Source organism: Lysinibacillus canaveralius (assembly GCF_047301505.1).
Lineage (GTDB): Bacteria > Bacillota > Bacilli > Bacillales_A > Planococcaceae > Lysinibacillus_B.
Genome location: NZ_CP154840.1, coordinates 3,862,376 through 3,887,631, shown reverse-complemented (window position 1 = coordinate 3,887,631; position 25,256 = coordinate 3,862,376). Strand labels below are relative to the sequence as shown.

Genomic DNA, 25,256 nt, shown 5'->3' with positions numbered 1-25,256 from the left:
TGATTGAAGCTGTAATTCTTTTTGAGGGAATTTGAGTTAGATTTTATAAGTAAAGTATTTCCTAATTATGCCGATATTCAGACTGTTGCAGTTACTAATTATACCCTGGAGGTAAGTACATGAATATTGAGACGTTAGGGAAGCAGTTTATAGATGGAGAGTGGCGAGATGGACACAGCAGTTCGCTTTTAAATAATATCAATCCTTATAATGATCAAGTAATTAATACATATAAATTAGCAAGTATCCAGGATATAGATCTTGCTTATCAGGCAGCAGAAAAGGCTAAACAGGAATGGGATAAAGTGAATCCCTATAAGAAACGCGATATTTTAGAAAATGCGGTGAAATATATTGAAGAGCATGAAGAAGAAATTACCTCCATCATTATGGATGAGCTGGGAGGTACAAGGCTAAAAGCGGCATTCGAGATTGGTCTTGTAAAGAATATCATTAAAGAGGCTGCTACTTTCCCATTAAGAATGGAGGGGAAAATTCTGCCTTCGACAATAGATGATGTGGAAAATAGATTGTATCGTATTCCAGCAGGCGTTGTAGGGGTTATTAGTCCATTCAACTTCCCTTTCTTTTTATCGATGAAATCAGTGGCACCTGCATTAGGAGCAGGAAATGGAGTTGTATTAAAACCACATGAAGATACACCAATTATGGGTGGAACATTAATCGGAAAAATCTTCGAGGAAGCAGGCGTTCCAAAAGGGTTAATTAATGTTGTTGTAACAGACATCAATGAAATTGGGGATGCATTTGTGGAGCATCCAATTCCAAGGATTATTTCCTTTACAGGTTCAACAAAAGTCGGAAGTTATATTGGACAGCTGGCTGTTAAAAACTTCAAAAAACCTTTACTGGAACTAGGTGGAAACAGTGCCTTTATTGTATTGGAGGATGCTGATATTGAATATGCTGTAAATGCTGCGACATTTAGCCGCTTTACACATCAAGGACAAATCTGTATGTCAGCCAATAGAATTCTTGTGCAACAATCAATTTACAATGAATTCATTGAAAAATATGCTCAAAAGGTAGCGAGTCTTACGGTTGGTGACCCGAAAGATCCTCAGACAATTATCGGCCCTGTCATTAATGACCGTCAGGCAAAAACTCTTGAAGCCTTAATTGAAAAAGGGATTGCAGAGGGGGCAACGCCGCTTCTTAAAGGAAATATTCATGGCAGACTGCTTGAGCCAACGATTTTAGCAGATGTAACAACTGATATGAGCGTTTCACAGGAAGAGCTGTTTGGTCCGGTAGTGTGTGTGATTCCATTTGAAACAGAAGAAGACGCAATTAATATTGCTAATAATACTCGCTTCGGCTTAAGCGGTGCAGTTCATACATCTAACTTGGAGCGTGGTGTGGAGCTGGCGAAAAAAGTACACACGGGTATGATTCATGTAAATGATTTAACAATTAATGATGAACCGATTGTAGCGTTTGGCGGGGAGAAACAATCTGGCCTAGGTCGCTTGAACGGAGAGTGGAGTCTAGAGGAGTTCACAACGTTAAAATGGATCTCTGTAAACTATGGTCAAAGAAAGTTACCTTATTAATAGAAAAGAGAGTGGAAAGCGATGTCACAACATGAAGTTATAAATGCATTTATAAAAATAGCTCCATTGCTAAATGATCTGATCCATGATGATATTACCGTGGGAATCTATGATACAGAAAAACTGATCATCAATATTCCAGGAAAAACCTTCGCTTTAAATGTAAGCCCTGGCGACCCATTGATGGAAGGCGATATTGTGACAAATGCTATTAAAACGAATCGGCCTTTATCAGCAACCCTCCCAAAAGAGTTATTTGGATTTCCATTGATCGCGCGTGCCCTCCCGCTTCATGATGACCAGGGTAAAGTGGTCGGTGGTGTAGGAATTGGGACTAGTTTGGAAAAAGCGAATAAGTTATTTGAAATGGCAGAAAGCTTTTCGGCAATCGTTGAACAGACAGCGGCTTCCGTTGAAGATATAAGTGAGTCCGTTACCCAGCTTGCCGATCGTGTAACGGATATAACCGGCCAAATGAAGGATGTTAGCTCAAGCGCCAATCAAATTGGTGAGATTTCTTCAGTTGTAAAGGGCATATCTGACCAGAGTAACCTTTTAGGCTTGAATGCTGCAATTGAAGCAGCACGGGCGGGAGAAGTAGGGAAAGGATTTTCGGTAGTAGCCGATGAGATTCGGAAGCTTGCAACGAATTCAAAAGAAAATGTAAATCAAATTAATGATATAACGAAAAATATTCATGGACTTCTTGTAACGTTGAACCAGGCCTTTGGTGAAATCAATACGCTAACTGATACCCAATCAGGCTCCATTCAAGAATTTTCAGCTACAATTCAGGAAATTAGTACAAAGGCTCAAGAATTAGCCCAATTAGCTGAAGCGACTTTATATGGGGATAGCAAGAAAAAGTAAGAAACTGTGCTCATCCAAGATCACTAGGAAAGGCTATCCGGCGTAAATAGCGCTTTATAGATAACTTATTTACACAAGTATATTTTTGATATGCATATATTGCAGGCTGTAAACATTTTGATTTTATCAAGTTGTTTGCAGCCTTTTTTGTTGCAATCTGTGGCAATAGAAAGTCTCCAAATCTTAACAGGTTTTTCAACATGTATTGCAGTAAGGAGAGTTTTATACTCTACGGAGCGTTTGTTGCCGGAAAAGTAATTAGCAACTATGATGAAAGTAGCTGGAGGTGAACAGATGAATTACAGCAAAATTGGTAGTTTGATTTCTACATTGCGGAAGGAAAAAGGGTTGACGCAGAAAGAACTGGCAGAGCAGATGCATCTATCTGACCGCACCATTTCGAAATGGGAACGAGGCCAAGGATGCCCAGATGTATCTTTGCTGCCGGAGTTATCTGCCCTTCTGGGTGTAAATATAGAGGATATGTTAGTCGGTGAACTTATGACAAATGATTTTGTAGGAGGAAATATGAAAAAGTCGAGCTATTTTGTTTGCCCATCTTGTCATAACATTGTTTTATCTACAGGAAACGCAACGATTTCTTGTTGTGGTAGAAAACTGGAGGCTTGTGTGCCGACGAAAGCGGTAGACGAAGAAAAACTGGAAGTTACACAAGCAGATGGCGAATGGTTTATTTCAAGCGATCATCCGATGAACAAAGATCATTTTATATCATTTATTGCTTTTGCAACAGGAGATCAGGTGCACATTATAAAGCAGTATCCAGAATGGGCACTGCAAACACGTTTACCCATGCGTAAACGAGGCACACTGCTTTGGTATTGCACACAACATGGTTTATTTTACCAATTTATATAGCTAAAAAAGAGCTGTTCAGAAGGATAAAACTTTCTGGACAGCTCTTTTACCTGGTTTTCCAACTGCTCCATTTCTACAGTAATCCCAAAATGATTATATAAACTATGATTATCACATTAGAAATCATGAAGCTCTCAAAGCTAATCCCGCCCTTTGAAGCAATGCGCTCTTCTAATGTTTCCTGATGTTCATATTTATTTTTATATTTGTTGATAGTTTTTATTGCGTGCTGCCGGTAAATGGAGTTTCCGGATATACCAAGAGAAATCATGACAGCTAACCTTAACAAACCGTCTATTTTACTGAAGTCAAGATTGAATAGCGCTGTCACTATATGAAGGAATAAGAATCCGCCCAGAATCGTTATAAGCGGTATGTACATTCTCCGGTAACCCAGCCACCATAATGAGAAAAAGAATGCAGCCCAATTCCATGTCGGCCTTGCTTGTGCCCATTTTTTCAGGTAGTACTCTCGCCCGTCATCACCGGCAAATAACCCTAATAAATGCTCTACATGATCATTATGTTGAATCAGTTTTGAACTATTAAAAAAGGATTTTTTTTGTTTCAGCGCTGTTTCCACTGAAGAAGGTTCGTTGGAATTAGCCTCGCTGCCTTGATGGTTATACTTTTCTGTAACTGTATGACCGTTCCTTGTCTGGTGCAATATATCTCCCCCTAAAGCTTTACATAATAGAATATAAGTTTAAAAAGATCAGCGGCCAAAGTAAATATATTACAATTATAAACATGTTATGAATAATTTTGGCATTACGATTCTTTTTATCTATTTTAATAAAGCTGCTATAGGAAAAAGAGTTTGATTTTTATAATAGGAAATCTATCTTTATCTGCTTCAAATAGTCTGAAAAATGGCTGTTCTATCCATAAAGCTTAGTATGAAGGGGGGGAACAGAAGGTGAGTTTTTGGGACAAATGCATTAGACAAGTCTCTGCTGTATGTTAGCGCCAACGCAGTGAAATCAGCAATCGGCAACATTCAACACCATCTATTGTTGATGTGAACTCTAAGCGAAGGCCATCTGGGTTGTACTGGGCATCTACATTCGCCGTGATGCCGAGCGAGCGGATTAAACGAGTAACTTCCGCTGTATCTGAGCGTTGGGCAGCCTCCATTAACTTAGCATCAAATTCTTTGGAAGTAGCCAAGCGGTCAAGTAAAATACTTGCTTCTGACATGAGCTTACGGGAGCTTTGGGCTGATTCATATAAATGATTAGGGTTGACAGGAGGAAATTCAGGTTTCTGAGCAGTCGGAAGTAAGCGTTTCGGCGCAGCAGTTGCAGCATTGCGGTGAGACATAGGGCGATTCAAAAGTTCAGGATCTATAGACGGGGAAACGGGAAAGGGATGATAAGCGATCTGTCCATAAGGAGATGGATAATGATGAGGTTGATACAAATAATACATAGCTGGACCCCTTTCTTTAGAAAAATATGCATACAGCTATTTCTAAATTATATTATGAAGGTTGCACATGATAGCTGGAGGTATATGCCTATCGCAAGTTTTGTTTTAACCTTTCAAATAAAAAATGAAGCTGATCATGGCTTGTTTACTTTGTTGATTAGCGGATAATTGGCGTTATCTCAAAAAAATAATTGCCAGGCATGAGTAAGTACTTTTTAATGTACCAATAGGGTTTTAGTACCTTTCTGCCCAATTTATCCTTTTACATTTTATTAAATATTGTTTGTTCCTCTGTGTATTTTCAACTCATTTTATTAAACACCCTTATTTTGTCATATTGTGTATAATCCTATCGACACATTGACTGAAGTTTCAACAATTTAATATATTGTAACCTGAATTGTATGATTATCCCAATGTTAGTTGGTGAGGAGGATTTAACAGGATGAAAAGGTTAGGATTTTTTACATTGTTTTTAATTTGTATGGTTGCTTTAGCAGGCTGCTCTTCTACAGGCGCAGCAGGCGGGGCGAAAGTAGAGGTAGAAGTGGAGAAAGCATCATTTGTTTTACTTGGGGATCAAGGTGAATCAATTGATGGTGAAGGCGAGAAAAATCCGCTTGCTGTTACAATTAACATTAAAAATAAATCAGACTCGACAATAAACGTTTCAACTTATTCTGAAATCAAAGTATATGATGGAGATAAACAGCTTACAATCGAGCCTGTCTATGATGCAGATTTAGGATTTGATTCCTCTCCAGGGGATGAAATTGGTGCAGGGAAGGCAAAGGAAGTAACGCTTATTTTCCAAGCTGAAAAAGACAAAGAATACGAAATTGGTGTAGCGCCATATATCATGGGGGAAACAAAGAAAGAAAAAGAAGTCAGTGTTACATTAGATACATCGGAATATACAGAGAGCTTCGATAACCTAGACAATCCAGCAAAGGCATTAGTCGCATATATCGAAACAATCTACTTGGATAAAGAAAATGTGGACTATGAAAAAATGGTAGTTGCTGATAAGCAGGCACTTCAGGATGCTGGGGCAAATGCCTTTAAAGAATCGCTTGGTGATTCGTTCTATGATTTGGAAATATCAAAAGAAGAGGCTGCAAAACAATACGCTATTTACAAAACGGCTATGGCGCAAAAAGTAGAAATAAAGGCTGCTACAATGGCAAATGCCAATGGAAAAGCGAAAGTAAAACTAGAATATTCTTCACTTCCGCTTGGTAATCTATACGATAAAATTAGTGATTATCGAGAGGAATATCTTGATAATACAGGGGAGTACGATGGAAAAAAACGTGATGAATATGCGTTTTCAAAATTAGATTCCATCATTAATTCTTTGGAACTGAAGAAAGCAGAACGTCCATTAGAAATTGAAATGGTTGAAAAAGATGGGAAATGGACAGTCAATATGGATCATTACAACAGTGAAGAGATGGTAGATGTTTTCGCTAAAGGCCGAGGCTATTAAGGAGCGATGACGTATGTCTAAAAGAGCACTTCTGATTATCGCTTTATCTGTTGTTTCGGTTATTGTCATTGGAGCAGGTGCGGTGTTTTTCGTTAGTCAGCTGAATAAGCCTGACAAAATCATTGCCCAATTTGAAACAGCAATCGAAGAAGAAAAGCCAGACATGCTGAAGGAACTTATCGTTCCTGATCAATCGGAGACTGTTGTAGATGCTCAATCTACTGCAGCGCTTGTTGATTATTTAAAAGCAAATAGCCACAGCTATCAAGCAATCAAGGATAGTTTGCATAAACAATTGGAAAAGAGGGACTACGCAAAAACGAATCAGCCAATCAGTCTTATATTGGACGGGAAAAAGGGACTGACAAAAAACTATAAATTACTAGTGAAGACAGCGTCCGTTAAAGTGTCAGGTCATAATGAGGATGATACCGTTAACTTCAATATCGATAAGTCCAAGTTGAACTTTAAAGAAAATGAAGATGGCTTATATGGTCCTTTCCTTCCTGGCACCTATTCCATTGCTTTGACTGTAAAAAATGATCTGGGAGATTTTACAGAAACAAAAAAAGTAGATGTATGGGGTAATGACATCATCACGTATATCGTAGACACAAAAAGTCTTGTGAAGCAGAATGAAAAAACGAAAAATGACCTTGTCGCAGCTGTTGATACATTCAATTACGACATGTCTGTCTTTGAAACGACGGAGTTTAATTTAGAGTCATTTACAAATTTAGATGCTACAGCTGAGGAAATGGCGTATTCGCAGGATTTAGTCAGTTCCGCATACATGGAGGCAGCTGATTATATTGATGAGTTTCACTCGAAATATGCCGGGGCAGTTTTGAATTTAGACGACTTTACCGTCAATTACTTTGATGGTAAATGGTCGGCTGAAGTAACGACTTATGTTACGTATACACGGAAAATAAAGCTTGTTGATTATCCTGATTTTGAGGATATTTCCTATGAGCTGATTCGGGATTTATATCTTGTGTACGACAAGGATGAGAAGAAATGGCTGATCAATGACTTTATCGAGACAGATAGAAATACGGATGAACATAAAGATTGGAAAGAAACACTAAAGTTAGAGGGCCGAGATGATGGATTGAAGTGGGTTCGTTCAGAAAACAGCAATCCCGCATCTAACATATAAAAGGACAGGGGTAAACTTATTTAAAAGTTATCTCTTGGTAAAAATCACAAAGACACATCTGCGGCTTTAACCTTCTAGAAGGTTAAGGCCGTTATTTTATGTACTTAGTTTATATGTAAATGGCAGCCGCAGCTTTTTTGCTGATCTAATCTATGAAGGGCAGACAGTTATGATAAAATAGCTGACCATACCAGAAAAGGAGAGATGGGTCGATGAGGAAAACGATTACTAGTGAATGGATGGGCATTTTCACTTTTGATGAGGGGAATAAATCATATTGGCTAGATCAAGGAGGTAGACGATGGAGCATAGAGGTACTGGATGGGCAGGCGGATGTCCAAGCGCTGCTTAAGAGAGCGGAAAAACTATTTCATTGTATCGAACAATTCGACGAAGAAGCAAAAAGGGCTATAGCAGGACGGTTGGTAAACTATAAAAATGATTTTTGGCCTGTATATGATGAGAATGATGAAAAGCTAGACTGGGATGCAGTAGATGCAGGAGAGTATGATATAACACCAGAAGCATTTGAGGAGGCAATCACTCTTTGTGACATTCAAATCGCTCCCGACCATATCTATTGCGAGTATAAAGATGGGGATTTATTTGGGGGGCATCGGATTCATGCTTCCTTTGGAAAAGACTATAAGCTGATCAGCGCTGATGTATAGTTCGATGGGAGAGTAACTATAACGAAAAGCGCATGTGGAAAATTCCACATACGCTTTTGCTAACTTATATAGAAAGTATTTTATGCTTGCAGTTCTTTTTCTAATTGAGAAATAGCTGCCTGCACTTGTTCCCCAGAAAGGCCATGCCTTACAATATAACGGTTTCGCTCATGCTTCGTACACTCGATTGTACAGCCTCCTAAATGCTTTGCTTCATTCTCCTCTGATGAAAGAATTTGCTTGTTGCACTCAGGGTTTGCACAATTAATATAACGCTCACAAGGCGTACCGTCAAAGTGGTCCTTCCCGACAATAACATGCTCGACCTGATTGATTGGTACAGTCAGACGCTCATCGAATACATACATTTGACCATCCCACAGCTGTCCTTTTGTAACAGGATCTTTACCATATGTGGCAATACCGCCGTGCAGCTGCCCAACATCCTCAAAACCTTCTCGTTTTAGCCAGCCGGAGAACTTTTCACAGCGTATACCACCTGTGCAATAAGTTAACACGCGTTTGCCTTCAAATAATTGACGGTTTTCGCGCACCCACTGTGGTGTATCACGAAACGTTTCAACATCTGGACGGATTGCTCCGCGGAAGTGGCCGACATCATATTCATATGTGTTACGCACATCCAGCACGACTGTATCTTCGCGCTGCATCTGTTCTAAAAACTCGGCAGGTGATAAATGTTCACCTGTAATTTCATGCGGGTTAACATCATCCTCCAGGCTTAAGTTAACAAGCTCTGGCCGCGGACGTACATGCATTTTTTTGAACGCATGTCCCTCTGCCTCATCAATTTTAAAGACAATACCGTCAAATAATGGGTTGTTCTTCATCATTTCCATGTAGGCATTTGTTTGTTCTACTGTGCCTGATACAGTGCCGTTAATCCCTTCACCTGCTACAAGGATTCGTCCTTTCAGCTCAAGGTCTTTACACTGCTGTAAATGTTCCTGTGCAAATGCAGCAGGATCTTCAATCGTTGTGTAATGGTAATATAATAAAATTTGATAATTCATATTCATTCACCTATCATTCATATTTGCAAGATATACCTGATAGCTAAAAAGGTATACTTACATAATAAACGAAAAAGAGCATTTTACCTATCAGTAATAAGACTGAATTTGTCCTTTAAAGGATAAGTTTATCTTAGCTTTTGGAAATTATCTTCGTAAAAAAGCGCTAGTTGCTTAGGGTCAATTTTTTAAAAGGAAAAATAATAAAGCAGCTAACAGCTAAAGGGGGAGAGGAAATTGAAAGAATTTAAAGTTACGTATTTTTTTGATGAGGAGCATTATATCAGAAGGTTCATTCATGTAGCGTCTCAGGAGGAGGCGGAAGAGCTTATCCGCAGTGAACGCGATCAATATATTTCCTTTACGGATAGTCGAGGTATTTACCATGAGCTGAATACAAAAAATGTAAGAGTGGTTCAAATTTCCGAATACCATCGAGTAGATAAAAGCAAATAGGACAATAATTAATTTTTACAGTCCATTATCATAAGAATGATTTTCTGAGGGACCCTAACGAAAAATAGTTAGGAGGTTAGCGTATGAATCAGGATAAGGAGGAATTTGCTTCTTTAGATACGGATGTAGAAGAAGTGAAGAGAAAAAATGCCGAGTCGGGATTGTCTTATAGAGAAGTGTTAGAGGTTCTTGCTCGGACAGGCGGACAAGGTACAGCTGCTTATAGTAATACGGATATTGAACAAGTAAAGAAGCATATCCATTCCGATAATTAAGAAGAAATTTCTGAGTGAACAACTCTCTTGTCATTAATCAATATCCGCTAAGAAGCATTGTTCTAGGGCAGTGGCATAAAAGACAATCAGTCTTCACAGCAAAAGGGCGTCTCGAAATGACTTTTCGGACGCTCTTTTTTATACGGTTTATTTCTTATTTTGAAAAGGCAATCCCATCGAATTTCTGACCGATATTTTAAGTTGTCAAAATGATTAGGTATCATACTTTGTCTCAGTTCATAATATGGTAGAAACATGCTCCTGAATGGAGGGATGGCTATCAGCATTTTAAACAAGGCAAGAAATTACCGTGAAGAAGAAAGTCGCTTGAAGTGGGAAGGAACGTTTGCAGAGTATTTGGAAATTGTAAAAGAACGGCCCGAAGTTGCACAAACAGCGCACTCGCGGGTGTACAGTATGATTAGGAGTGCAGGGATAGAAGAAAGAGATGGACAAAAAATGTACCACTTTTTCGGTAAGGAGATCTTCGGACTTGAAACAGCGCTTGAACGATTGGTGGAGGAATATTTCCATCCAGCTGCAAGAAGACTTGATGTTCGAAAGCGAATATTGCTATTGATGGGTCCTGTAAGTGGAGGGAAATCAACGATTGTGACATTGCTGAAAAGAGGACTGGAGCAATATTCACGTACAGATGAGGGCGCCATTTATGCAATTAAAGGCTGTCCGATGCATGAAGATCCGCTTCATCTTATTCCTCATCATTTACGGGATGATTTTTATGAAGAGTATGGTATTCGAATCGAGGGAAGTCTGTCGCCGCTGAATACAATGCGCTTAGAGCAGGAATATGATGGCCGTATTGAAAATGTCTTGGTCGAACGTATCTTCTTCTCAGAAGATAAACGTGTAGGTGTTGGAACATTTACTCCATCAGACCCTAAATCACAGGATATTGCTGATTTGACAGGAAGTATCGATTTCTCAACAATTGCGGAATACGGTTCTGAATCAGACCCCCGTGCTTATCGCTTTGACGGCGAGCTAAATAAGGCGAACCGAGGTATGATGGAGTTCCAAGAAATTTTAAAGCTGGATGAAAAGTTCCTTTGGCATCTACTGTCTCTAACACAAGAAGGAAATTTCAAGGCCGGACGTTTTGCGTTAATCAGTGCAGATGAACTGATTGTCGCCCATACGAATGAAACAGAGTACCGTTCTTTTATTTCTAACAAAAAGAATGAGGCACTTCATTCCAGAATTATTGTCATGCCTATTCCTTATAATCTAAAGGTAAGCCAGGAGGAGCGCATCTATAAAAAGATGATTAAGGATAGTGACATGGCAGATGTGCATATTGCCCCTCATGCTTTGAAAACAGCCGCTATTTTTTCTGTGTTGACAAGGCTGGAAGTTCCGAAGAAACAGGGCATCGATTTAGTGAAGAAGATGCGTCTATATGACGGAGAGAGTGTAGAGGGCTATAATGCAGTTGATGTTGAAGAGTTAAAAAAGGAGTATCCAACAGAAGGTATGCATGGCATAGATCCACGCTATGTCATTAACCGTATTTCTTCAGCTATCATCCGGAAAGAAGTATCGTCCATCAATGCGTTAGACGTCCTTCGCTCGCTGAAAGATGGGCTCGATCAACACGCTTCTATCTCTCCAGAGGACCGGGAAAAGTACATGAACTATATTGCGGTTGCTAGAAGAGAGTATGATGAAATTGCGAAAAGTGAAGTCCAAAAGGCATTTGTGTATTCATATGAGGAATCAGCAAAAACATTGATGAATAACTATCTGGATAATGTAGAGGCCTATTGTAATAAGAACAGGATACGCGACCCCCTTACAGGAGAAGAAATGAATCCGGATGAAAAATTAATGCGGTCGATTGAGGAACAGATCGGAGTTTCGGAAAATGCGAAAAAAGCATTCCGCGAAGAAATTTTAATTCGGCTTTCAGCATTCGCGCGTAAAGGAAAACGGTTTGAATACGATTCCCATGATAGATTGCGAGAGGCAATTCAAAAGAAAATGTTTGCAGATTTAAAAGACGTCGTAAAAATTACGACTTCCACAAAAACGCCTGATGAATCACAGTTGAAAAAGATCAATGAAGTAATTGCGACATTGATCGATGAGCATGGCTATAATTCTACTTCTGCAAACGAATTACTGCAGTATGTAGGTAGTTTACTAAATCGTTAAATGGTGTAACGGAGTGTCCCAATGATTTTTTGGGCGCTCTTTTTTCTTACTTAAATTAGTCGCAAAAATCTGAAAAGTTTTCATAGAATATAAAAAGTGCCCCCTGTAGTTTAGGGCCTTTTGATTGGAAAGCCGGACAATAAAAGGATGGAGGAAGATAAAAATGAGTGAAAATCAAAATAATCGTTTCGTCGTCTCTAAAGAAGATTGGTCACTCCATCGCAAAGGCCATCAGGATCAGCAGCGTCATATGGAAAAGGTAAGAGAAGCCATTAAAAATAATCTGCCGGATTTAATTAGTGAGGAAAGCATTGTTATGTCCAATGGCCGTGAGGTGTTAAAAATTCCAATCCGCTCATTGGATGAATATAAAATTCGCTACAATCATGATAAAACGAAGCACGTTGGCCAAGGGAAGGGCGATAGCAAAGTCGGAGATGTGCTGGCACGGGATGGAAGTCAAGGAAAGCCGGGACCGGGGCGCGGCAAAGAAGCAGGTGATGCTCCAGGTGAAGATTATTATGAAGCAGAAGTAAGTTTAGAAGAAGTAGAGAACATGCTATTCAGCGAGCTGGAACTGCCGAATCTACAACAAAAAGAGACAGCTGATATATCTATTGAAAAAATTGAATTCAATGATATTCGAAAAAAAGGACTGATGGGCAATATCGACAAGAAGCGAACAATTCTTTCCGCGATAAAGCGCAATGCAATGAGTGGAAAGGCGTCTATTGCTCCGATTCAGAATGATGATTTGCGATTTAAAACATGGGACGAAGAGGAAAAGCCGGAATCCAGAGCCGTCGTGCTTGCGATGATGGATACAAGTGGTTCGATGGGGCAATTTGAGAAATATTGTGCAAGAAGCTTTTTCTTCTGGATGACCAGATTCCTGCGTACCAACTATGAAACCGTAGAAATTGCATTTATTGCTCATCATACGGAAGCCAAGGTCGTGACAGAGGAGGAATTTTTCACAAAAGGAGAAAGCGGCGGGACAATGTGTTCCTCAGCTTACGCAAAAGCGCTGGAACTAATAAAGGAAAAATATAGCCCTGCTAAATATAATATTTACCCTGTTCATTTCTCGGATGGAGAGAATTTGTCATCTGACAATGAAAAATGTCTGCGCTACGTTCAGGAGCTGATGAAAGTATCCGGCATGTTCGGCTACGGGGAAGTCAATCCTCATGGACGCTATTCCACGATGATGTCCAATTACCGAAAGATCGATGATCCGCATTTTCGCCATTATATTTTAAAGCAGAAGAGCGATGTATATAAAGCGTTGAAGGCTTTTTTCAAAAAAGCAGACCCTTCCATGTAGATGAAGGACTTCAATGACTAAGGGGGGATATAGTTGATGGAAAAGGAACTCTACCGGGCCATCGATGAAATTACCGAAATTGCAAAAGGTTTCGGGCTTGATTTTTACCCTATGCATTACGAAATTTGTCCAGCTGATATCATCTATACCATTGGAGCATACGGCATGCCTACCAGGTATACACATTGGAGCTTTGGAAAGCAGTTTCATCGGATGAAGCTTCAATACGATTTAGGACTGAGTCAAATCTATGAGCTTGTCATCAATTCCAATCCATGCTACGCATTTTTGCTCGATACGAATACGCTTATTCAAAATAAGCTGATCATTGCCCATGTCTTGGCACACTGTGATTTCTTCAAAAATAATATTAGATTCTCCAACACAAGACGGGATATGGTGGAAAGCATGACTGCTACCGCAGAACGGATTGCCCACTATGAGCTGCTGTATGGAAAGGATGAGGTGGAACGGTTTATTGATGCTGTACTCTCTATTCAGGAGCATATTGATCCTTCTATTTTAAGACCAAAACAACTGATGGAAAATTATGATTTGGAAGAGGAAGTAGAGGAAATCATCGTTCCTAAAACAACGTACGATGATCTTTGGAGCTTGGATGAAAAAGAAGAGAAAGAGGAGATGCCGCGAAGAAGAAAAAAAGCGTTCCCCCCAAAGCCCGAAAAGGATTTACTGCTGTTCATTGAACAATTCAGCAGAGAATTGGAGGATTGGCAGCGAGACATTCTAACGATGATGCGTGAAGAGATGCTATACTTCTGGCCGCAGCTTGAAACAAAAATTATGAATGAGGGCTGGGCATCCTTTTGGCATCAGCGCATCTTGCGTGAACTGAATTTAACGGCATCTGAAACGATTGAATTTGCGAAATTGAATGCAGGCGTTGTCCAGCCGTCTAAGACAACAATTAATCCGTACTACTTAGGACTGAAGATTTTTGAGGATATCGAGAAGCGATATGACCAGCCAACGGAAGAAATGAAGAAGGCTGGGATAAAACCAAACTCCGGACGTGAGAAAATTTTTGAGGTGCGGGAAATTGAGTCTGATATTTCCTTTATCCGTAACTATTTGAAAAAGGAACTAGCAGCGCAGGAAGACCTTTATTTGTTTGAGAAAAAGGGCAATGAATATCGGGTCACTGACAAGGACTATGAACATGTCCGCGATCAGCTCGTTTCCATGCGTGTCAATGGCGGCTTTCCATACATCGTTGTAGAAAACGGAGACTTCGCTAAAAATGGGGAACTATATTTAAAGCACGGCTATGAAGGAACGGAGCTTGATCCAAAATATTTGGAATACGTACTGCCTTATATTTATCAGCTATGGGGACGTCCCGTTCATTTGGAGACTTGTATAGAAGCTAAGCCGATGCTTTACTCCTATGATGGGAAGAAGAATTACCGGAGCATGAAGTAAATAATGAAGCGCCATGACCGTGTAGGAAAGCCCTGCAAGGAATATGGCGCTATTTTTATGTAAACGTTCATCTGCTATAAAAGCTAAAATTGCTTTATTGTTTCCGCTGAATTCTTGGACATCCTGGCTTAGCTCCATAAAGACAGTATTAACGTTTTATATCGTGGCCGATTGCTGTTCAGCTACAACAGAAATCGTTTGTAAATTGGCAGAAGATTGCTCAGCAGCACGGGCAATCTTACAGTAAGTCTTCTTTACATGCTATGTGAGTTAAAGGAATAAGAGAAACTCAGGTAGATGGAATTTTCCCTGTATGATCTTCTACTTTTTTATCAAGCTAATTAGGAGTGAGATTTATTATTTAAAGAAGGGATGGGAAGAAAATGAAATATATCGTACAAGTTGATTTTATGATGGACGGGCCGTTCGGAGAGGAAATGTCGAGGGAATTTACTGATTTGGCCAAGAGTATTAACGAAGAACCAGGGTTCATCTGGAAAGTTTGGACAGAGAACGCTGAAACAAAGGAGGTTGGAGGTATTTACTTATTTGAAACAAAAGAGGATGCCGATAACTATTTAAAGATGCACTCCGAGCGATTGGCGAACTTTGGTATTACAAACATCCGCGGGAAAGTATTCGAAGTAAATGAACCTCTGTCCCTCTTGAATCATGGACCTATCAAGTGAGACCCGCCGGTAGGTAAGAAACGAAAGGGGACTTGGTTATATAGCCCCTTTCAACTTCCTGGTCATTTGTTAATGGGGCCTTTCTGCTCTTATGGCATCCATTTTTGTTGAATGAACTGTACCAAACGGATGTTGTGGAGGGGCGTAGATAGAATATAGTTTTAATGGACCGTTACCTGTATTCGTTAAATTATGCCATGTGCCTGCTGGTACCATAATGGCATCATCGGCATGCACGTTTCTAACAAAATTCAGTCGCTCCCTTGTATTTCCCATTTGAACAATTCCTTGACCTTGCTCAATACGGAGAAATTGATCAACAGTTGCGTGCATTTCGAGGCCAATATCCTCTCCTGGATTAAGGCTCATTAATGTTACTTGCAGATGCTTTCCTGTCCATAAAGCTGTACGGTATGTTTTATTTTGTACAGAAGCCTCATGAATATTTATTACAGAAGGGTTTGTTCCATGATCGGTTACCCTGAACGGCCTCTCTGCCATTGTTTGCCTCGGGGAGTTCCAGTAGTTATAGGCGTTCTCGTAATTTAACTGTCCTCCATATTGATACATGGGTGTATGGATATAGGAAGGGTAATGAAAGTAAGAACCATACATCCAAGGATTTTGATACATATTTTTCCTCCCTTGCTGGATATCTAAATGTATCCTATGCAGTACATGAGGGGAACGTACTTAAGTTGTTATTCAGCCGGGTGACCGACCTTCGTTAGTAAGCGGGTTGGTCTCTTTGTTTTCTTTTAGGTTTTATCAGATAAGAAAGAAATAACATAATCAGGACGATTCTTGCTAACAATATACAAGAATAAAGGCAATCCATAATAAAAAGGAGGAAAAGTGCATGAATTCATCCTATACAAAGCAGTATATCAATGGTGAATGGAAAGTAGGATCAAGCGAGAAAACCATTAAAAATAGTAATCCTTATACAGGGGAAGAAATTTTCACAATACGGTCAGCTGATAAGTCCGATTTGGATGTGGCATATGAAGCTGCTTATATGGCACAGCCGAAATGGGCAAACAGCACAGTAGCGGAGAAGCAGGGAATGTTTCAGAAGCTGGTTGAAGTCATGATGGAAGAAAAAGAGACAATTATCGATTGGCTAATTAAAGAATCAGGCAGTACGTATATGAAAGCGATGATCGAGTTTGATTCAGCGCTGGGAGTTGTTAAGGAGTCGATGACTTTTCCGACACGTATGACAGGCTACATTCTTCCCTCTGTCTTTCCAAACAAAGAAAATCGAATTTATCGTCTGCCAAAAGGAGTGGTTGCGGTAATCGGTCCCTGGAATTTCCCTTTTCATTTAACGATGCGATCCGTGGCACCAGCACTTGCAACCGGCAATAGTGTCGTAATCAAGCCTGCATCAGATACTCCTGTAACTTCAGGCCTTATCTTCGGAACACTGTTTGAGAAGGCAGGCTTTCCGAAAGGGCTCGTCAATGTCTTGGTAGGAAAGGGCTCTGAAATTGGCGATGAGTTTGTCCTTCATCCGGTCCCTAACCTAATTTCTTTCACAGGGTCAACAGAGGTCGGGAAAAGAATTGGGGAAAGAGCTGGTAACTATCTGAAGGATGTAGCACTGGAGCTAGGCGGAAATAATGTCATGATCGTATTGAAGGATGCAAATATCGAACAGGCTGCAAAAGCAGCTGCCTTTGGAAAGTTTCTTCACCAGGGCCAAATTTGTATGGCGTTAAACCGCATACTAGTGGCTAAAGAAATTTATGATGAATTTATTGATAGCTTCGTCAAAATAGTGAGCGGGTTGAAGTATGGAGATCCTGCCGACAAAGCTACATTTGTAGGGCCGGTCATTAATGAAGAGCAAGCAGAAAGACTTCAAGGAATGGTAGAGAAAAGTCTTGAACAAGGAGCAGAATTAATTTATGGAGGTAAAGTAGAGGGCTGTCTTATACAGCCGACCATATTAAAAAATGTCTCGAACGATATGGAGATTGCCCAGAAAGAAATTTTTGGGCCGATCGCTTCTATCTTAAAATTTGAAGATGAAAAGGAAGCAATTGAAATTGCCAATGGCTCCCCATATGGCTTGAGCGGGTCTATCTTTACGGAAGACCGTCATCATGGAGTGGAACTGGCGATGAAAATTGAAACCGGTATGATTCATATAAATGATCAGTCCGTCAACGATGAGGCACATGTTCCGTTTGGTGGCGAAAAAGATTCAGGTGTGGGACGCTTTAACGGAGAATGGGCGATTGAAAAATTTACGACGGTGAAATGGATTGGTGTACAAAGCGGTTATCGCGACTTTCCTTTATAATGAATGCAGCGAAGTTCAACTTAAGGAACTGCTCCTTAAGTTGAACTTTTTAGGTGATATTGATATAGCAAGTAAGCAGGTTTTATTACTCAATTTGGAGAAACGGGGGATACGATGTCGACCAATCCGCATTACTTTTTTGCCGTTCGACTATCTGATACGGTAAAACAAGTCATTCATGATAACATAATGGATTTAACTTCTATTTTTCAATTTAAGCGCTGGGTACATATGGAGGATTATCATATTACGCTGGCTTTTCTTGGATCGGTAGAAGAGGATAGGCTCTCATCTGTTATTCAATTAGTCGGAGATGCCATAAAGGAAGAAAACAGCTTTCCCTTGCATGTTGAAGGTTTAGATATATTTGGAAATAAGCGATCTCCAAGAATTTTTTGGGCCTCAGTAAAGAATGAGAGCAAATTATATCGACTGCAGGAATCGGTTTACCGGCAATGTATCGAGGCCGGTTTTACATTGGAAAGCCGTCCTTATCATCCGCATATTACACTAGCCAGGAAGTGGGGAGCAGATAGTGAATTTACTCTGGAGATGCTGGAGCGGTATAACCCATTTCGCGAAACCCCTGCATCTTTCCAGGTAAATGAGGTTGTGCTATACAAAACGAATATAGAAAAGACACCTAAGTATGAACCAATTGCCAGCTTTCTGATGAAGTAGGTAAGAATAGAGAAGTGCGGCTGTCTAGGCAGAAGTTTTAAAAGGGAAAACAGATAGTGAAAATGCTTGTTAAAAATCCGAAGCGATGATTCCTTCAAAGGAAGGCACTCTGTTATAATAGAGCCTAATGGTAAAGTGCAGGAGGAACAACAATGACAAACAATGATATTTTAATCCGCTTACGCTATGCGTTCGATATTAAAAATGTAGATATGGTGGAAATCTTCAAGCTTGGGGGCATGAACTTCACAAAGGAAGAAGTAATGAATATGCTCATTAAGGTAAAAGAGGACGAAGAGGCACCAGAAAATTTTTTAAAGGTAAACAATAAAACATTAGAAGCCTTTTTGAATGGATTTATTACGTTTAAACGCGGGCCGCAAAAAGACCAAGATGGTAATGTCAAGGAAGCGATGCCTGTAACAGGTAAGGAGAGCGCGAATAATATGCTGCTAAAGAAGGTGAAAATTGCCCTTCAACTGACGAGCGAGGATGTGCTCGACCTGCTTTATGAGGGTGGCGTCACGGTGTCAAAAGGTGAGCTGGGCGCAATTCTTCGCAGCCCTGACCATAAAAATTACAAGGAATGCGGAGACCGGTTTGCTAGAAACTTTTTAAAGGGATTGACAATGAAATACAGAGGCTAAACAACGAATGAGAAAAGGTACGGGAATGAGGATTAGATCATTTCCGTACCTTTTTTAATAAAAGGAACAAATTATTTATTTTTGTTTGATTGCTGGTTTTTGTCATGGTTCGTTTTATTGTTCTTGTTTTTCAGCTTGGAGTCGAACTCCTCTGCAAATTCCGCCGTATTGTCCTCTGGATTGTGGTCGTGACTTGTTGTGTTACGGTGCAGATGCTTATATGTTTCAAAAGGATTATGGGTACGTTCATTCATCGTTTTCCTATTATTTTTGCTCATGGATTATCACCTCCTAGAGCTAATGTGCGCAGGAAAGGAGGTTTTATAAGTGAGCATGCCATCCGAATTAGAATTCGATAATGATGGGCAGTAACAGTGGTTTCCTCTTCGTCTGGGTGGATATATACTGCCCAATTTCTTTTTTCAAAGCTTGTTTCATGCCAAATATATTGGGCTCTTTAAAGTTGCCGATTGTTTCTTTAGCAATGTTATTTAGCGTGTTCATCAGCTCTTCTGCCTCTTTTGCATACACAAATCCGCGAGAAATGATGTCAGGTTCAGAAACAAGAGATCCATCTGTTTTACTAACGGTTATAACGATGACAAGCATACCGTCTTCAGAGAGCTGCTTGCGATCTCGCAGCACGACCTGTCCTACCTCGCCAATCCCGTAGCCATCCACATACGTATCACCGGCTGGAATTTGGCGTGTTTGGCGGGCGACACCTTCTTGAATATCAACAATATCACCATTTCTTAAAATGAATGTGTTGCCCTCTTCTACTCCGATTGCTTCCGCTAATTGACGATGAATATGGAGCATTCGGTATTCACCATGGATAGGGATAAAATATTTTGGTTTCATCAAAGTGAGCATAAGCTTTAAATCCTCTTGATAGCCATGACCTGACACATGCATGCCTGTAATGCTTGCTGAGCCGTAGATCACATGGGCACCAAGCTGGAACAAATTGTCGACAATGCGGGATACATCCTTCTCATTCCCAGGTATAGGGGAAGCTGCCAGGATAACTGTATCTCCCGCGTGTACTTTTACATCGCGGTTGTTACCGGTAGAAAGGCGGGAAAGTGCAGCAAGCGGCTCTCCTTGGCTTCCGGTACATAAAATCGCAATCCGGTCAGAAGAGACCTCCCGCAGATCGCGTGAATTGATGAGCATCCAGTCAGGCATCTGCAAGTATCCGCGCTCCCTGGCAACTTGTACTACATTCACCATACTTCTTCCTAATAAGGCTAACTTCCGGTTGGTCTTGATACATGCATCGACTACCTGCTGAATTCGGTTAACATTGGAGGCAAATGTAGAAATAAAAATTTTCTGCTTTGCTTTTAGGAAAGCTTCTTCTAGATGGGCACCGACAAGCATTTCGGATGGTGTTATACCGGGACGTTCTGCATTTGTACTTTCGGAAATGAGGGCCAGCACACCTTCATCTCCTATTCTGGCCATTTTATGAATATCTGATAATTGATCGTTCACGGGTGTCAAATCGAATTTAAAGTCCCCGGTATGAATGACTTTTCCTTCTGGCGTATCAAATACAATTCCTAGGCAATCAGGGATACTATGGCTGACACTGAAGAAGCTGACATTAATTTTCCCGAAAGTAAGTTCAGAGTCAGCAGTTATGACATGCCGCTCGGATTCACGGAGGATTTTATGCTCCTTCAGCTTCGTTTCAATGAGGCCTAATGTGAAATTGGTAGCATAAACAGGAATGTTTAATTTTTTTAGGAAATAAGGAATCCCGCCTATATGGTCCTCATGGCCATGTGTCACAATTAATGCTTTGATTTTTTCGCTATGTTCCAGCAAATAATTCATATCAGGGATGATTAAATCCACGCCAAGTATGTTGTGCTCGGAAAATTTGGCGCCGCAGTCAATGACGACTATGTCCTCCCCATATTGAATGACATACATATTTTTGCCAATTTCATTTATTCCGCCTAAAGCAAAAAACGATAGTGTATTTTGGATGTTGGTCAAATAAATCCTCCTCTATTTAAAACGATATTTACTACCACATTGTTAGTATTTCTTCACATTTTTACTCTATACAAGAACGTTGAAAGTTCCCCGATAAGAAATTGGTATCTGAACATAAAAAAGCCGCCTTTTGGGAATACAAAAGGTGGCCGGCTGATTTTAGAAAACTTTTTTTGTGTCTTGATCATCCTTTAAGATTTCCACTGCCTCCCTGAATCGAAGGGAGTGGACAATCTCACGTTCCCGCAGGAATTTCAAACTGTCATTCAAGTCTGTATCATCTGACATATCGATAATCCATTGATAGGTGGCACGGGCTTTCTCCTCTGCAGCGATATCTTCATATAAATCGGCGATTGGATCACCCTTTGCCTGGATATAAGCAGCTGTAAAGGGCACACCGGCGGCATTATTGTAAAAAAGAGCACTATCATGAGCTACATAGTGATCCCCTAGACCTGCCTTTTTTAATTCTTCTGGTTTTGCATCTTTAGTCAATTTATAAATCATAGTAGCAATCATTTCTAAATGGGAAAGCTCTTCTGTTGCAATATCAGTCAGCAAACCTACTACCTTGTCAGGGATTGTATAGCGTTGATTCATATACCGGAGAGCTGCAGCTAGCTCCCCATCAGCACCGCCGTACTGCTCGACTAGAAATTTTGCCAGCATTGGGTTGCATTCGCTTACCTTCACAGGGTATTGAAGCTTTTTCTCATAATACCACACTGCCGCTTTCCCCCTTATTCATCCTTGTTAGACTTGCCATGGCCATGGTGTCTCATTCCAACTCCACGGATAACCGGAAAAACTCCGTCCAAAATTCATGAGTGGCCCAAATTGCTGCTCAAAGCTGTGTTTCAGCTCCATACTTTTTAGAGTCATTTCATTAAATTGTTTAATTGCTTCCAGGTCCTGCGGGTGGGTATCGAGGTAGAGGTTTAATTCCACTATTACAAAATCAACAGCCTGAATTTCTTCAAGGAGGCTGTAAAATTCAGGAGGTAAATTCTTACTCACTTTTGCTTCCTCCTTTATGGGGATTAGGGTAAGGGCTGTATAGCTGCGGCCAAAGCGTTCCGTGTTTCAATGCAAGTTTAGGAGAGTGAAATTGTGCAAGGCCAGGTGGTTGGAAACCGATGTATAACTGGGGCGGCGTATTATAGCTTTTTACTCTGATTGGCTTGCATGGATCAAGAGGGCTGATGTAGGGGTACCAGTATTTATATTGAGTAAACAAAAAATCCTCCCTTCCAATTTATTCATTATACGAAGTATATGAAAAAGATATTTGACTTACGACAAAAATATTGGTCACCTGCTTTGACAAAAAGTAAAGGAATACCTCCTCCCGAGTTTATTTCCTCTTATGGATAATATTTTTCCATTTTCGAATTACATAAGGAAAAAAGAAGCCAAGTTTATTCATAATTTGCAGAGGATTTACAATTTTTTCTTTCCATTTCTTATACAGCACAGTAAAATAGGTCGAGGTGTAGGTAAGGGAAAAACTGAAACGTATAGTAAAAGGGAAGAAGGAACTACAATATTATGCGATGGTGCAGTTTTTATTTTGACGAGCTGTGCGTATGCCGCTCATATAGGAATAGCAGTGGAGGAAATAAATGAAGAAATGGACAAAAAATTTACTAATTGGCACAGGGATTTATGCGACATATTCCATCTTTGCAACGGCCATTATACGCCGGCAGTCCTTTGTAGAAAAACGCTTTAAAGGAAAGGGAATAGCCCTGACGTTTGATGACGGGCCTCATCCGATTTATACACCGCAACTTCTTGATTTATTAAAGCGTTATGAAATCAAGGCTACATTTTTCGTCGTAGGGAGCAAAGTAGAAAAGTACCCATATATTATAAAACGCATGCATGAGGAAGGGCATACTATTGGTATCCACCATTACGAGCATAAATCGAATTGGGTGCTGACACCGTGGCAGCTGACGGAGCAGCTGGAGAGGACGGCAGCGGCTATTTCGAATTGCACTGGGAAGAGGCCTACTCTTTACCGCCCGCCTTGGGGGCATTTTAATATAGCAGTCCCATTTACAGCTAAAGGCTATCGAATCGTTTTATGGTCTCATATTTTTGGAGACTGGAAGGTTGAACGAGCTAAAATGCTTTATGAAGATCTACATAATGCTGTAGAGGACGGCGCCGTGTTTTTATTGCATGACTGCGGCAAAACGTTGGGGGCAGACGAGGAGGCACCGAAATTTATGCTTGAAAGTCTAGCGAGCTTTTTAGCAGATTGCCAAGAACAGAATATTCAATTTGTCCAGCTTGAAGGATCGCATAATGGATGAATTAATTAAACAAGTTGAATTATACGGGTATGCAATCATTATTCTCTCTTTATTTTTTGGTATCGTTGGTGTGCCGGCCCCTGAGGAATCAATGATGTTTCTTGTAGGTATACTTGCAGGCTACGATAAGCTGCAGCTATTATTGGCTATTTTAAGTACAATGTTTGGCGTATTTAGTGGAATGATAGTGGCGTATGGGCTTGGCAGGAAGGTTGGCAAGCCAATTCTTGAACGATTTGGGAAGTACGTAGGATTAAATGAGGAAAATTGGCACCGTGTCAGCAAGGGCTACAGTAGAAACGCTTTTCGTACAATTGTGTTAGGGCTGTATATACCTGGTGTGCGTCAGCTTAGTCCCTATTTTGCCGGGATGGCAAAGGTGCCATTTCGAAAGTACTGTTTTTATGCCGCCTGTGGAACAGTTTTATGGACGGTTCCTTTTATTATCGGAGGCTATTATTTAGGAACTGCCTTTCATATTGATCCAATGTATGCGCCGTATATTGGTATAATATTTTTCGTATTATTTATTGTTTATGTCTTATGGAAAAAGGGGAAAGCGGGTAGAAATAAGCGCCGCGCTACTTAGCGAAAGAAGAGAGGTGGCTACAATGAAAAAAGCGTTATTTTTACCGTTCTTAACAATGCAAACAGGCCATCATCAGGTAGCGGATGCTTTAATGGCATGTATTGAAAAACATATTGAAAATGTAGAGGTAAAAAAAATAGATTTATTGCATTACGCAAATCCAACCATTGAAAAAATCATTTCCCAAAGCTATTTAAAATGGATCAGCTATGCACCTGGGATTTTTAATCATGTCTATAGTAAACTATACGATCAGCCCGTAGATGTGCAGCCCAATTTTAAAGTGTACGAGCTTTTACTGAAATATCTGCAGGAAATGTTGAAGGAAGAACAGCCGGATGTGATTTTCTGCACCCATAGTGTACCTTCTTATTTACTGAATGTATTAAAAAAGAAAAAAGCATGTGACATTCCGGTCGTAAATGTCTATACAGACTTTTTTGTAAGTAAATTGTGGGGGAAGGAACTAATCGACTATCACTTCCTTCCAATGGAAGAAATGAAAGAAACACTGTCGAGTTATAATATAGATCACTCACGGATGCTTGTAACAGGTATTCCAATCCATGAAGAGCTTATGCGAACGTCTTCTTTGTTTAACAAAGGGAAAAACGTGCTCATTGCAGGGGGCAACTGTGGTATTATTGATAACCATTTATTGTCAGGCCAATTGAAAAGACAAAAGAATTTCCATTTTTATATATTGTGCGGGAACAACAAAAAGCTATATCATAAAATTCAACATTGGCAGCTGCCGAATGTAACACCGCTTCGCTACATTTCGTCTCGTGTGGAAATGAATGCTCTATATGATCAAATGGACGCAATCGTAACAAAACCTGGAGGAGTAACGGTAAGTGAGGCCCTCCGAAAAAAACTGCCGATTTTTGTTCATTCGATTTTACCAGGGCAAGAGGAACGGAATTTTACTTACCTGATGAATCGTGGTCTGGCCTTTTCGCTGAAAAACCAGGGATCATTGCAAGAACAGCTCGAGCAAATTTTGCTGAATGAACAGGCAATGCAGCAATATAAGCAGTCAGTCAATCTATATCATGAAGAACTGGCAATTAAAACGGCGGACGATTTCATTGAAGTAATGCATAACATCCTCTATGGAAAGCTTGTGCAAACTTTTACTGCTGTATAGGCGGAGAAAATCTCTATCTTTATTTCTTTCTAAAGTCTGTTAGAATAAAGACGACTTAAGAAAGAAGAA

General features: G+C 40.2%; 28 protein-coding genes. 19 read left to right on the top strand and 9 right to left on the bottom strand.

Annotated features, from left to right (window positions below; all coding sequences use genetic code 11):
• The first annotated feature begins 119 nt into the window (after positions 1-119).
• From AA0Y26_RS19700 to AA0Y26_RS19690, 3 genes are all read left to right on the top strand, one after another.
• Positions 120-1,574 carry an aldehyde dehydrogenase family protein gene (locus AA0Y26_RS19700; protein ID WP_413363712.1) on the top strand — a complete coding sequence of 485 codons (1,455 nt, stop codon included), beginning with the start codon at positions 120-122 and terminating at the stop codon, positions 1,572-1,574.
• Between the two features lie 21 nt (positions 1,575-1,595).
• Entirely contained in the window at positions 1,596-2,444 is an 849-nt protein-coding gene (locus AA0Y26_RS19695; RefSeq protein WP_413363711.1) for a methyl-accepting chemotaxis protein, read from the top strand.
• A gap of 294 nt (positions 2,445-2,738) precedes the next feature.
• A complete protein-coding gene (locus AA0Y26_RS19690; protein WP_413363710.1) occupies positions 2,739-3,323 on the top strand; it encodes a helix-turn-helix domain-containing protein in 585 nt (194 codons plus the stop codon).
• A gap of 73 nt (positions 3,324-3,396) precedes the next feature.
• Here the strand turns inward: AA0Y26_RS19690 and AA0Y26_RS19685 are convergent, their stop codons facing one another.
• The gene (locus tag AA0Y26_RS19685) at positions 3,397-3,990 is read right to left on the bottom strand and encodes a DUF2628 domain-containing protein (RefSeq protein WP_413363708.1); all 594 of its coding nucleotides are present in this window, start codon (positions 3,988-3,990) and stop codon (positions 3,397-3,399) included.
• Between the two features lie 296 nt (positions 3,991-4,286).
• Positions 4,287-4,646 (bottom strand): hypothetical protein, encoded by a 360-nt coding sequence (locus AA0Y26_RS19680; protein ID WP_413363707.1) that lies wholly within the window; start codon positions 4,644-4,646, stop codon positions 4,287-4,289.
• Between the two features lie 553 nt (positions 4,647-5,199).
• Between AA0Y26_RS19680 and AA0Y26_RS19675 the strand changes: the two genes are divergently transcribed.
• The 3 genes from AA0Y26_RS19675 (at position 5,200) to AA0Y26_RS19665 (ending at position 8,076) form a co-directional block, all read left to right on the top strand.
• Positions 5,200-6,243, top strand: coding sequence for a DUF5105 domain-containing protein (locus tag AA0Y26_RS19675; RefSeq protein ID WP_413363706.1), 1,044 nt, complete (start codon positions 5,200-5,202; stop codon positions 6,241-6,243).
• Positions 6,244-6,256: 13 nt separating this feature from the next.
• On the top strand, positions 6,257-7,405 hold the full coding sequence (locus tag AA0Y26_RS19670; protein WP_413363705.1) for a TcaA second domain-containing protein: 1,149 nt from the start codon (positions 6,257-6,259) through the stop codon (positions 7,403-7,405).
• Positions 7,406-7,617: 212 nt separating this feature from the next.
• Positions 7,618-8,076, top strand: a complete 459-nt coding sequence (locus tag AA0Y26_RS19665; RefSeq protein WP_413363704.1) for a DUF2262 domain-containing protein — start codon at positions 7,618-7,620, stop codon at positions 8,074-8,076.
• Between the two features lie 80 nt (positions 8,077-8,156).
• On the opposite strand, the gene AA0Y26_RS19660 is transcribed toward AA0Y26_RS19665, so the two are convergent.
• A complete protein-coding gene (locus tag AA0Y26_RS19660) occupies positions 8,157-9,110 on the bottom strand; it encodes a rhodanese-related sulfurtransferase (RefSeq protein ID WP_413363703.1) in 954 nt (317 codons plus the stop codon).
• Between the two features lie 237 nt (positions 9,111-9,347).
• Here AA0Y26_RS19660 and AA0Y26_RS19655 point away from each other — a divergent pair, with 237 nt between their 5' ends.
• From AA0Y26_RS19655 to AA0Y26_RS19625, 7 genes are all read left to right on the top strand, one after another.
• Positions 9,348-9,566, top strand: a complete 219-nt coding sequence (locus tag AA0Y26_RS19655; RefSeq protein WP_413363702.1) for a hypothetical protein — start codon at positions 9,348-9,350, stop codon at positions 9,564-9,566.
• Between the two features lie 83 nt (positions 9,567-9,649).
• On the top strand, positions 9,650-9,841 hold the full coding sequence (locus AA0Y26_RS19650) for a gamma-type small acid-soluble spore protein (RefSeq protein ID WP_413363701.1): 192 nt from the start codon (positions 9,650-9,652) through the stop codon (positions 9,839-9,841).
• Between the two features lie 279 nt (positions 9,842-10,120).
• A complete protein-coding gene (locus tag AA0Y26_RS19645; protein ID WP_413368322.1) occupies positions 10,121-12,016 on the top strand; it encodes a PrkA family serine protein kinase in 1,896 nt (631 codons plus the stop codon).
• A 163-nt stretch (positions 12,017-12,179) separates the two neighbouring features.
• Positions 12,180-13,343 (top strand): sporulation protein YhbH, encoded by a 1,164-nt coding sequence (gene yhbH, locus AA0Y26_RS19640; protein ID WP_413363700.1) that lies wholly within the window; start codon positions 12,180-12,182, stop codon positions 13,341-13,343.
• Between the two features lie 36 nt (positions 13,344-13,379).
• On the top strand, positions 13,380-14,786 hold the full coding sequence (locus AA0Y26_RS19635; protein ID WP_413368320.1) for a SpoVR family protein: 1,407 nt from the start codon (positions 13,380-13,382) through the stop codon (positions 14,784-14,786).
• Between the two features lie 43 nt (positions 14,787-14,829).
• The gene (locus AA0Y26_RS19630) at positions 14,830-15,033 is read left to right on the top strand and encodes a hypothetical protein (RefSeq protein ID WP_413363699.1); all 204 of its coding nucleotides are present in this window, start codon (positions 14,830-14,832) and stop codon (positions 15,031-15,033) included.
• 136 nt (positions 15,034-15,169) lie between these two features.
• On the top strand, positions 15,170-15,475 hold the full coding sequence (locus tag AA0Y26_RS19625) for a monooxygenase (protein ID WP_413363698.1): 306 nt from the start codon (positions 15,170-15,172) through the stop codon (positions 15,473-15,475).
• Positions 15,476-15,544: 69 nt separating this feature from the next.
• Here AA0Y26_RS19625 and AA0Y26_RS19620 read toward each other — a convergent pair whose 3' ends face one another.
• Entirely contained in the window at positions 15,545-16,108 is a 564-nt protein-coding gene (locus AA0Y26_RS19620) for a cupin domain-containing protein (RefSeq protein WP_413363697.1), read from the bottom strand.
• Between the two features lie 226 nt (positions 16,109-16,334).
• Here AA0Y26_RS19620 and AA0Y26_RS19615 point away from each other — a divergent pair, with 226 nt between their 5' ends.
• The 3 genes from AA0Y26_RS19615 (at position 16,335) to AA0Y26_RS19605 (ending at position 19,114) form a co-directional block, all read left to right on the top strand.
• Positions 16,335-17,786 carry an aldehyde dehydrogenase family protein gene (locus AA0Y26_RS19615; RefSeq protein WP_413363696.1) on the top strand — a complete coding sequence of 484 codons (1,452 nt, stop codon included), beginning with the start codon at positions 16,335-16,337 and terminating at the stop codon, positions 17,784-17,786.
• A 114-nt stretch (positions 17,787-17,900) separates the two neighbouring features.
• Positions 17,901-18,467, top strand: coding sequence for an RNA 2',3'-cyclic phosphodiesterase (gene thpR, locus AA0Y26_RS19610; protein ID WP_413363695.1), 567 nt, complete (start codon positions 17,901-17,903; stop codon positions 18,465-18,467).
• 152 nt (positions 18,468-18,619) lie between these two features.
• Positions 18,620-19,114, top strand: coding sequence for a DUF1456 family protein (locus AA0Y26_RS19605; protein ID WP_413363694.1), 495 nt, complete (start codon positions 18,620-18,622; stop codon positions 19,112-19,114).
• Between the two features lie 71 nt (positions 19,115-19,185).
• Here AA0Y26_RS19605 and AA0Y26_RS19600 read toward each other — a convergent pair whose 3' ends face one another.
• From AA0Y26_RS19600 to AA0Y26_RS19580, 5 genes are all read right to left on the bottom strand, one after another.
• Positions 19,186-19,392, bottom strand: coding sequence for a hypothetical protein (locus AA0Y26_RS19600; protein WP_413363693.1), 207 nt, complete (start codon positions 19,390-19,392; stop codon positions 19,186-19,188).
• Between the two features lie 67 nt (positions 19,393-19,459).
• Complete coding sequence (locus tag AA0Y26_RS19595) at positions 19,460-21,124, bottom strand: ribonuclease J (protein ID WP_413363692.1); 1,665 nt, start codon at positions 21,122-21,124, stop codon at positions 19,460-19,462.
• A gap of 159 nt (positions 21,125-21,283) precedes the next feature.
• The gene (locus AA0Y26_RS19590; RefSeq protein ID WP_413363691.1) at positions 21,284-21,853 is read right to left on the bottom strand and encodes a manganese catalase family protein; all 570 of its coding nucleotides are present in this window, start codon (positions 21,851-21,853) and stop codon (positions 21,284-21,286) included.
• A gap of 27 nt (positions 21,854-21,880) precedes the next feature.
• On the bottom strand, positions 21,881-22,144 hold the full coding sequence (locus AA0Y26_RS19585) for a spore coat protein CotJB (RefSeq protein WP_413363690.1): 264 nt from the start codon (positions 22,142-22,144) through the stop codon (positions 21,881-21,883).
• The gene (locus tag AA0Y26_RS19580; protein WP_413363689.1) at positions 22,137-22,364 is read right to left on the bottom strand and encodes a spore coat associated protein CotJA; all 228 of its coding nucleotides are present in this window, start codon (positions 22,362-22,364) and stop codon (positions 22,137-22,139) included. The genes AA0Y26_RS19585 and AA0Y26_RS19580 overlap by 8 nt, the downstream gene beginning before the upstream one ends.
• A 385-nt stretch (positions 22,365-22,749) precedes the next feature.
• Here AA0Y26_RS19580 and AA0Y26_RS19575 point away from each other — a divergent pair, with 385 nt between their 5' ends.
• The 3 genes from AA0Y26_RS19575 to AA0Y26_RS19565 are packed head-to-tail and all read left to right on the top strand — an operon-like array spanning position 22,750 to position 25,187.
• Positions 22,750-23,448: a polysaccharide deacetylase family protein gene (locus tag AA0Y26_RS19575; protein WP_413363688.1), complete on the top strand. Its 699-nt coding sequence runs from the start codon at positions 22,750-22,752 to the stop codon at positions 23,446-23,448.
• On the top strand, positions 23,441-24,037 hold the full coding sequence (locus AA0Y26_RS19570) for a DedA family protein (protein ID WP_413363687.1): 597 nt from the start codon (positions 23,441-23,443) through the stop codon (positions 24,035-24,037). Before AA0Y26_RS19575 ends, AA0Y26_RS19570 begins: the two co-directional genes overlap by 8 nt.
• Positions 24,038-24,059: 22 nt before the next feature.
• A complete protein-coding gene (locus AA0Y26_RS19565) occupies positions 24,060-25,187 on the top strand; it encodes an MGDG synthase family glycosyltransferase (RefSeq protein WP_413363686.1) in 1,128 nt (375 codons plus the stop codon).
• Positions 25,188-25,256 lie beyond the last annotated feature (69 nt).

Bases quoted from the DNA above. Each gene is read 5' to 3' on its own strand.
- AA0Y26_RS19700 (WP_413363712.1), top strand. From the start codon at position 120: ATGAATATTGAGACGTTAGGGAAGCAGTTTATAGATGGAGAGTGGCGA.
- AA0Y26_RS19625 (WP_413363698.1), top strand. From the start codon at position 15,170: ATGAAATATATCGTACAAGTTGATTTTATGATGGACGGGCCGTTCGGA.
- AA0Y26_RS19635 (WP_413368320.1), top strand. From the start codon at position 13,380: ATGGAAAAGGAACTCTACCGGGCCATCGATGAAATTACCGAAATTGCA.
- AA0Y26_RS19660 (WP_413363703.1), bottom strand. From the start codon at position 9,110: ATGAATTATCAAATTTTATTATATTACCATTACACAACGATTGAAGAT.
- AA0Y26_RS19680 (WP_413363707.1), bottom strand. From the start codon at position 4,646: ATGTCTCACCGCAATGCTGCAACTGCTGCGCCGAAACGCTTACTTCCG.
- AA0Y26_RS19620 (WP_413363697.1), bottom strand. From the start codon at position 16,108: ATGTATCAAAATCCTTGGATGTATGGTTCTTACTTTCATTACCCTTCC.
- AA0Y26_RS19695 (WP_413363711.1), top strand. From the start codon at position 1,596: ATGTCACAACATGAAGTTATAAATGCATTTATAAAAATAGCTCCATTG.
- AA0Y26_RS19630 (WP_413363699.1), top strand. From the start codon at position 14,830: ATGGCGCTATTTTTATGTAAACGTTCATCTGCTATAAAAGCTAAAATT.
- AA0Y26_RS19665 (WP_413363704.1), top strand. From the start codon at position 7,618: ATGAGGAAAACGATTACTAGTGAATGGATGGGCATTTTCACTTTTGAT.
- AA0Y26_RS19670 (WP_413363705.1), top strand. From the start codon at position 6,257: ATGTCTAAAAGAGCACTTCTGATTATCGCTTTATCTGTTGTTTCGGTT.
- AA0Y26_RS19675 (WP_413363706.1), top strand. From the start codon at position 5,200: ATGAAAAGGTTAGGATTTTTTACATTGTTTTTAATTTGTATGGTTGCT.
- yhbH (WP_413363700.1), top strand. From the start codon at position 12,180: ATGAGTGAAAATCAAAATAATCGTTTCGTCGTCTCTAAAGAAGATTGG.
- AA0Y26_RS19650 (WP_413363701.1), top strand. From the start codon at position 9,650: ATGAATCAGGATAAGGAGGAATTTGCTTCTTTAGATACGGATGTAGAA.
- AA0Y26_RS19605 (WP_413363694.1), top strand. From the start codon at position 18,620: ATGACAAACAATGATATTTTAATCCGCTTACGCTATGCGTTCGATATT.
- AA0Y26_RS19575 (WP_413363688.1), top strand. From the start codon at position 22,750: ATGAAGAAATGGACAAAAAATTTACTAATTGGCACAGGGATTTATGCG.
- AA0Y26_RS19565 (WP_413363686.1), top strand. From the start codon at position 24,060: ATGAAAAAAGCGTTATTTTTACCGTTCTTAACAATGCAAACAGGCCAT.
- thpR (WP_413363695.1), top strand. From the start codon at position 17,901: ATGTCGACCAATCCGCATTACTTTTTTGCCGTTCGACTATCTGATACG.
- AA0Y26_RS19690 (WP_413363710.1), top strand. From the start codon at position 2,739: ATGAATTACAGCAAAATTGGTAGTTTGATTTCTACATTGCGGAAGGAA.
- AA0Y26_RS19600 (WP_413363693.1), bottom strand. From the start codon at position 19,392: ATGAGCAAAAATAATAGGAAAACGATGAATGAACGTACCCATAATCCT.
- AA0Y26_RS19615 (WP_413363696.1), top strand. From the start codon at position 16,335: ATGAATTCATCCTATACAAAGCAGTATATCAATGGTGAATGGAAAGTA.
- AA0Y26_RS19570 (WP_413363687.1), top strand. From the start codon at position 23,441: ATGGATGAATTAATTAAACAAGTTGAATTATACGGGTATGCAATCATT.